The 6,090-nt window shown below is 65.7% G+C and carries 6 protein-coding genes; 4 read left to right on the top strand and 2 right to left on the bottom strand.

Features of this window, described 5'->3' with window-relative positions:
- Positions 1 to 237 precede the first annotated feature (237 nt).
- The gene (locus U9983_RS26225; RefSeq protein WP_416211556.1) at positions 238 to 1,113 is read right to left on the bottom strand and encodes a carbohydrate ABC transporter permease; all 876 of its coding nucleotides are present in this window, start codon (positions 1,111 to 1,113) and stop codon (positions 238 to 240) included.
- 11 nt (positions 1,114 to 1,124) lie between these two features.
- Positions 1,125 to 2,030 carry a sugar ABC transporter permease gene (locus U9983_RS26220; protein ID WP_322756575.1) on the bottom strand — a complete coding sequence of 302 codons (906 nt, stop codon included), beginning with the start codon at positions 2,028 to 2,030 and terminating at the stop codon, positions 1,125 to 1,127.
- Positions 2,031 to 2,368: 338 nt separating this feature from the next.
- Here U9983_RS26220 and U9983_RS26215 point away from each other — a divergent pair, with 338 nt between their 5' ends.
- The 4 genes from U9983_RS26215 to U9983_RS26200 all read left to right on the top strand — a co-directional run.
- Entirely contained in the window at positions 2,369 to 3,571 is a 1,203-nt protein-coding gene (locus tag U9983_RS26215) for a DUF349 domain-containing protein (RefSeq protein ID WP_322756574.1), read from the top strand.
- Positions 3,572 to 3,838: 267 nt separating this feature from the next.
- Positions 3,839 to 4,597 carry a helix-turn-helix domain-containing protein gene (locus tag U9983_RS26210; protein WP_322756573.1) on the top strand — a complete coding sequence of 253 codons (759 nt, stop codon included), beginning with the start codon at positions 3,839 to 3,841 and terminating at the stop codon, positions 4,595 to 4,597.
- 67 nt (positions 4,598 to 4,664) lie between these two features.
- Positions 4,665 to 5,156, top strand: a complete 492-nt coding sequence (locus U9983_RS26205) for a hypothetical protein (protein WP_322756572.1) — start codon at positions 4,665 to 4,667, stop codon at positions 5,154 to 5,156.
- Positions 5,157 to 5,317: 161 nt separating this feature from the next.
- Positions 5,318 to 6,090 (top strand): aldo/keto reductase (locus U9983_RS26200; RefSeq protein WP_322756571.1); only part of this gene is annotated, 773 nt, incomplete at its 3' end.

Below are 6,090 nucleotides of genomic sequence, written 5' to 3'. Positions count from 1 at the left end.
GGGTGGACGCTCTGGCTCCGTTGACGTCGTCCACGGCAGCGGTCGCGGGTCGCGCGGTCGGGCGGAGGCTGGGGTTGACCGACGGGCCGCTCGAACCGACGGCCCCGCACGCGGTAGCCAGGAACACGACAGTGGCAAGGGCGAGCAGCCCAGTCATGATTTTCCTCGCGCGGCCGGCGGCCTCAAGCGGTCTGGACAGACGGGTCCGGATCAAGTGTCTTCCTCTCGGGCACGCCCTCATCCCTCGGCACCGACACCGGTGCCGGTGCCGGTGATTCCGGCGGCCAATCGCCGCTGAGCAAGGATGAACACGACAAGTGTCGGAATGCTTACAATCAACGCCGCAGCCGAAAGCTGGGCGAAGTCCGGGAAACCGCCGCTGGCCGAAACCAGGTTCGCCAGAGCCAACGGCGGGGTCGCGATATCCGGCGAGCGTGCCACCAGCAACGGCCAAAGATACTCGTTGAAGGAGAGCAGGAAGCTGAAGGTCGCGACCGTGGCGACCGCCGGTGTCGACAGCGGTAGGACGACCGCACGCAGCGTCCGCCAGGTGCCGAGGCCGTCCATTCTGGCCGCTTCGAGAAGCGCTACCGGAATCGTGCTCATATACTGACGGAGCAGGAATATTCCCGCGGCGTTCGTCATGAAGGGCAGCACCAACCCGGCCCTGGTGTCGGCCAGGCCAAGCGCGGAAATCGTCACATAGTTCGGTATGGCGGTGACCTGTGGCGGTACCAGCAGAGTCGCGAGCACCACCGCGAACAGCACGCCGCGGCCACGAAACCGGAGGCAACCGAATGCATAGGCCGCTGGTATCGCGGTGGCGAGCTGCAGAAGCGTGATCGCGATGCTCACCCCGGCTCCGGTCACCAGCGCGCGGCCGAGGTCTGCCGCGTCGAACGCACGCGGGAAGGCCGCGAAGTCAATGCCCGACGGGATCAGGTTCGACGACAACCCGAGCGCGCTCTGCGATGGACCAACCGCGGTACGCAGCATCCACCAGAATGGCAGGAAGGCGCCGCCGATCCCAGCGGCGAGGAACGCCCAGCGCAGGCCGGTTGAGATGATCGATACAGGGGAGCCGACCGACTGGCGGCGAATCGCCACTGACATGCTCTCGATGTTCACACCGCCACCTCACGAGCGGCTCGGGCACGGGCCCATCGCCCGACGACGGCACCGGCGACGCCGAGCAGGACGACGGCGACCAGCAACAACAACGCCAGCATCGAGGCATAGCCGATCCGAAACGATCCGGTAAATCCTGCCTCGTAAATGTAGTACACGATCGTCGTACTCGAGCCCAGCGGACCACCCTGTGTGAGGACCGCGACCGTCTCGAACGTCTGCAGGGTGAGAATCGTCGCAAAAACTGCAACGAATACCGTGGTGGGAGCCAGCAGCGGCAGCGTGATTCGACGCAGCCTCGCCCAGCCGCGGACGCCGTCGACATCAGCGGCCTCGTACACCGATCTCGGGATTGTGGTGAGCCCTGCAAGATATACGACGAAGACGAAACTCGCCAACCGCCAGGCGCCGACGAACGCCACCACCGGCAATGCGGTGGATGTATCCCCGAGCCAGTCGACCGGGCGGATACCGAACCAGCCGACCACGGTGTTCGCCAGCGCGTGCGGACTGGCTGAGAAAATATAGGAGAAAACAACCGCCACGGCAACGAGATTGGCACTCACCGGAAGAAACAGTGCCAGGCGGACAAGCGCACGTCCCCGGGTCACCCGCTCGGCCGCGAGCGCCAGGGCGAGGCCGACCGCCACGGCCGGAATGACGGTGATCAGACAGTAGACCACGGTATTACGGACAGCCTGTGCAAGGTTCGGATCGTGCAGAGCATCACGGAAATTGGCAGTGCCGACCCAGTGGAAGCTCGGACTGGTGAGAGTCTTGTCGGTGCCCGCGACGAACGCCGAGACCAGCGCCGGAGCGATCGTGAACACGCCGAGACCGACGAGGGCCGGCAGCAACAGTGCCGCCACCCGCCACCCTGGACGTTGGAACACCGAGCTCATGGCGCAGCGACCGGGCACGACCGGGCTGCCGACCGGGCTGCCGACCGACCATGCGTGCCCAGGTGGGACGGACCTGTTCGGTACACGGTTAGGAATCTTGACCGGTGACGGGGCATTTGTATACGACCAAGCCGTGTCGACACGGCGACCACACAGAGCCGACATCCGATCACCGTTCAGGCCTGCGAGCAACATCCAAACTGCCACGGAACGTCACAGATTGAACGCATTGAGTCCGATAGCAACGCTTCGGCTTCTGGTCGGACAATCAGGTGTGCCCCTTCGGCGCGATCCCTGCAAGAATGTCAATCGACCTGATGTCGATCTTCGGGACCACAATGAGCGAGCGCAACAGTTCCGACTGGGGGCGCGTCGGCGACGACGGCACCGTGTACGTGCGGACGGCCGCGGGCGAACGCCCGGTCGGATCCTGGCGGGCCGGCAGCCCGGCAGAGGGCCTCGCACACTTCGGCCGGCGCTATGACGACCTGGCGGCCGAAGTCGTACTGCTCGAACGGCGCCTCACCGTCCCCAGCGCTGAGCCGGCGGACCTCGCCGCGAGCGCGCGCCGGCTGCTGAGCTCCCTTGACACCGCCGCCGCCGTGGGTGATCTTGAAATCCTGACCCGGCGCCTCGAGGCGATCCTGCGCGCAGTCGACGAGCAGAAGGCCAAACGCGCAGCCGAGCGGGCCCAGCGGGCCGCCGCGGCGATCGAAGCCAAGGAGGCGATCGTCGCCGAAGGCGAACGCCTCGCCCGCAGCTCCGATTGGAAGGCGTCGGGCGAACGGTTCCGCGCTATCGCCACCGAGTTCCGGGCGATCACCGGGGTGGATCGCCGCACGGACACCGACCTGTGGAAACGGGTGACCGCTGCCCGCGATGAGTTCAACCGACGCCGGACCGCTCACTTCGCCGCACTTGACCAGCAGCGTGCGCAGGCCAAGGAGCGCAAGGAGGCGATCGTCGCCGAGGCCGAAACCCTTGCCGACTCCACGGAGTGGTCGTCCAGCGGCGCTCGGTACCGGACGCTGCTGGACGAGTGGAAGGCGGCAGGACGCGCGCCCAAGGACGTCGAGGACACCCTGTGGCTGCGCTTCCGGTCCGCGCAGGACGCGTTTTTCGCCCGCCGCAACACGGCCAACGCCGAACGTGACGCCGGGCTGCGCGCGAATCAGGCCGGCAAGGAGCAGCTGCTCGCCGAGGCCGCCGCGATCGACCCTGGCCAGTCAGACCAGGCGCTACGCAGGTTTCGGGACATCGAACAACGCTGGGACACCATCGGGAAGGTGCCGCGGGAGGCCGGCGCCGACCTTGAACGCCGGCTGTCCGCCGCCGGTGACCGCATCCGTCACGCGGCGGACGCGCGGTGGCGCCGTCCGGAGACGACGGAGTCCGCATTTGTGGCGACATTGCGGGAGTCCGTCGCCAAGCTGGAGGCAAAGCTGGACCGGGCCCGGGCCGGCGGACGCACGGACGAGGCAGCGAAAGCCGAGGCTGCACTTGCGACACAGCGTGAATGGCTTGCGCACGCGACACGTTAGAGCGGCCGACAGACCCGTCCATCATGATCAGATCAGTGCGGTGCCGAGCCCGCTGATCCTCAGGCGCGGCGTACCCAGGTCGGCTGGGCGCTTGCCACAGCTAGCAGTCGGACGTACGCTTCACAGCGTTGGTTGCTCGGTCCTGCGGATCCCACCATTACAGATCTGCTTCTTCCGGGGTTCCACTCAGCCAAAGGCGACGTGGTCACGAATTTTCGCGTCACCGCCGGCCAATACGCTCTAGATGGGAGGAGGTTGACACCCAACGTGCCACCCCTGAATGTGCGTGATCTCGGAGACTTCATCAGGGACCAGCGCAAAACCGCACAGATTTCCCTTCGTCAGCTCGCTCGGCAGGCCGGGGTCAGCAATCCCTATCTGAGCCAGATAGAGCGTGGTCTGCGAAAGCCGTCCGCGGAGATACTGCAGCAGATCGCCAAGGCACTCCGAATCTCCGCGGAGGTACTTTACGTTCAGGCCGGGATTCTAGACGAGCGGTCATCCGACAATGACGTCGTCGTCTCGATCCTCGCGGACGCGAGTCTCACCGAGCGGCAGAAGCAGGTTATCATTGAGATCTATGACGCGTTCCGTAAGGAGAACTCGACCTACGACCTGAATCCCGAATCACCCACGGTTGACGGCTCGAACACCGAGCAGGGCAACGCGGGCGCAGACGCAGACCCCGAATCGGGGCTGGACACCGATTCCGACCAATCGGCCGCCCCCCCGAACGGCGACACCCCACAGGGCGTCGCGGCGGCCACGACCAGCTCCACCAAGGGCAGCCAGCCAAAGAGAACCACAACCGCGCGGAAGACGGTCAGAACCCGACCGGTCGGCGATACCGAACCACGAATGCCGGCGGCTCGGCGACCACGCTCAACCGGCGCCGGTGGGGAAGCCGACAGGGATGCCAATGGCAAGGCCCCGACGAAGGCCGGCCCGACCGCAGCCGATGGCTCCGCGCCGACCACTATGGCGACCGTTGAACGAGCCACCCCTGACCCGGCAGAGGACGCCTAAAGATCAATTGATCGGCAACACGCCGACAACCGAAGGCCATGCCATAACCGCGAAGCAGGAGGTAGCAATGGCCACCATCCGAACAGACGCCCGGGCATCGGACGACGCCGCCGATTTTGAGGGCACCGTCAAGATGCCGCTATCCGAGGTCCGCAAGCCCCTGTACGCCTCCGTGGGGGCTGCCGACGCCGCCGTTGAGAAGATCCTCACCCTTCCCACGACCTACGTGGACGAGGTCAAGAAGCTGCCCGGCCGAGTCAACGACATTTCCACCCAGGCTCAGAAACTACCGATCAACGTGCAGACAGTGGTCCGGGCGCTGCCGGCCACGGTGGGTTCGCAACTTTCCGACCTGCAAGGACGCGCAACGTCGCTCTACAACAGCTTTGCCGATCGGGGCGAGAAGCGGGTTTCCAGCATTCGCCGGAGCCCGGTCACCGAGGAGGCTGTTTCCCGGACCAGGGCTGCGGTCAGCCAGACCATGGCCGCTCGCACGTCAACTCGCAGAGCAGCCGAAACTGTAGGCACCGCCGTCAGCGACGCCGCTTCGTCTGACTGACCTCGGCGAGTCCGGTCGGCGCCCCCGCGACCAGGGACGCTTCCCAAGCGGACTCCACCAGCACTCGAGAAACACAACCATACATCACCGGTATGTTTCGACGACCACGGGTCCCGGACCCGAACGTGCGGGACCCGTGGCGTCTCGTGTTGTATTGAGATATGAGATTTCGCCCGCTCGGATCCTCCGGCCTGCTGGTTTCCGTCGTCGGTCTCGGCTGCAACAACTTCGGTTCAAGGGTTGACCTCGAGGGCACCCGGGCCGTCGTCACCGCAGCACTCGACAACGGCATAACGCTCTTCGACACCGCTGACACCTACGGCAACAAGGGCGGATCGGAAACCCTGCTCGGCCATATCCTGCGAACTCGACGCGACGACGTGGTCCTCGCTACCAAGTTCGGCCACGACATGGGTGGCTCATACGGCCCCGACTTCAACGCACGCGCTTCCCGTCGATACATCCGCAAAGCCGTGGAAGGATCGCTTCGCCGACTTCAGACCGACTACATCGATCTTTTCCAGCTCCACGGACCCGACGCGTTCACCCCGGTCGAGGAGACCCTGACCGCACTCGACGAGGTCGTCCGCGAAGGCAAGGTCCGCTACGTGGGCTCATCGAACCTGGTGGCCTGGCAGATCGCGGACGCCGAGTGGACAGCACGCGCTTCCGGTACCACCCGCTTCATCTCGGCTCAGAACCACTACAACCTGCTGGAACGCGGTGTGGAGGCTGAACTCGTCCCGGCCGCGCAGAAGTACGGCATCGGCGTGCTGCCGTACTACCCGCTCGCGAACGGCATTCTTACCGGGAAATACATGCGGGACGAACAGCCGCAGCCTGGAGCACGGCTCGCGGGTCGCCAGGACGAGCTGACGGACGCGGTGTTCGACCGGGTCGAGGCACTGGAGACCTTCGCCCGCGAACGCGGCCG

The organism is Protofrankia sp. Cas3, assembly GCF_963555955.1.
Lineage (GTDB): Bacteria > Actinomycetota > Actinomycetes > Frankiales > Frankiaceae > Protofrankia.
The sequence above is the reverse complement of the archived record's forward strand: the minus strand, read 5'-3'. Positions and strand labels throughout refer to the sequence as shown.